General features: G+C 52.1%; 3 protein-coding genes. 1 reads left to right on the top strand and 2 read right to left on the bottom strand.

Annotation, left to right across the window (positions count from 1 at the left end):
• On the top strand, nt 1-76 hold a 76-nt coding region (locus tag SB660_RS18880; protein WP_283205619.1), incomplete at its 5' end, for an omptin family outer membrane protease.
• Between the two features lie 10 nt (nt 77-86).
• Here SB660_RS18880 and SB660_RS18875 read toward each other — a convergent pair.
• Both SB660_RS18875 and SB660_RS18870 read right to left on the bottom strand, forming a co-directional pair.
• Nucleotides 87-784, bottom strand: a protein-coding gene (locus SB660_RS18875) for an IS1-like element IS1A family transposase (protein WP_103215986.1) whose coding sequence is annotated in 2 segments (ribosomal slippage) — nt 87-535 and nt 535-784 — 699 coding nt in all. Because the reading frame shifts where the segments join, the coding sequence is not laid out codon by codon here.
• A gap of 50 nt (nt 785-834) precedes the next feature.
• The coding region (locus SB660_RS18870) for an ROK family protein (protein WP_410583738.1) at nt 835-949 on the bottom strand (115 nt) is incomplete at its 5' end.

Below are 949 nucleotides of genomic sequence, written 5' to 3'. Positions count from 1 at the left end.
ACAACACTTTAAAATGCCCTATATAGGGTTAACCAGTAATTATCTGTATGATAGCTTTGAGTTCGGGAGGAGGTAATGACTCCAACTTACTGATAGTGTTTTATGTTCAGATAATGCCCGATGACTTTGTCATGCAGCTCCACCGATTTTGAGAACGACAGCGACTTCCGTCCCAGCCGTGCCAGGTGCTGCCTCAGATTCAGGTTATGCCGCTCAATTCGCTGCGTATATCGCTTGCTGATTACGTGCAGCTTTCCCTTCAGGCGGGATTCATACAGCGGCCAGCCATCCGTCATCCATATCACCACGTCAAAGGGTGACAGCAGGCTCATAAGACGCCCCAGCGTCGCCATAGTGCGTTCACCGAATACGTGCGCAACAACCGTCTTCCGGAGCCTGTCATACGCGTAAAACAGCCAGCGCTGGCGCGATTTAGCCCCGACATAGCCCCACTGTTCGTCCATTTCCGCGCAGACGATGACGTCACTGCCCGGCTGTATGCGCGAGGTTACCGACTGCGGCCTGAGTTTTTTAAGTGACGTAAAATCGTGTTGAGGCCAACGCCCATAATGCGGGCAGTTGCCCGGCATCCAACGCCATTCATGGCCATATCAATGATTTTCTGGTGCGTACCGGGTTGAGAAGCGGTGTAAGTGAACTGCAGTTGCCATGTTTTACGGCAGTGAGAGCAGAGATAGCGCTGATGTCCGGCGGTGCTTTTGCCGTTACGCACCACCCCGTCAGTAGCTGAACAGGAGGGACAGCTGATAGAAACAGAAGCCACTGGAGCACCTCAAAAACACCATCATACACTAAATCAGTAAGTTGGCAGCATCACCTGCCGTTGAAAATCAGCCCGCCGCCAACGCCGGTGCCGAGAATCAACCCCATCACCAGTGGATATTGAGTAAATTCATCATCCCAGGCTTCTGAAAGGGCAAAACAGTTG

This window comes from Bacillus sp. SIMBA_005, assembly GCF_046535585.1.
GTDB lineage: Bacteria > Bacillota > Bacilli > Bacillales > Bacillaceae > Bacillus > Bacillus pumilus.
This window is presented reverse-complemented; position numbering and strand designations above follow the sequence as displayed.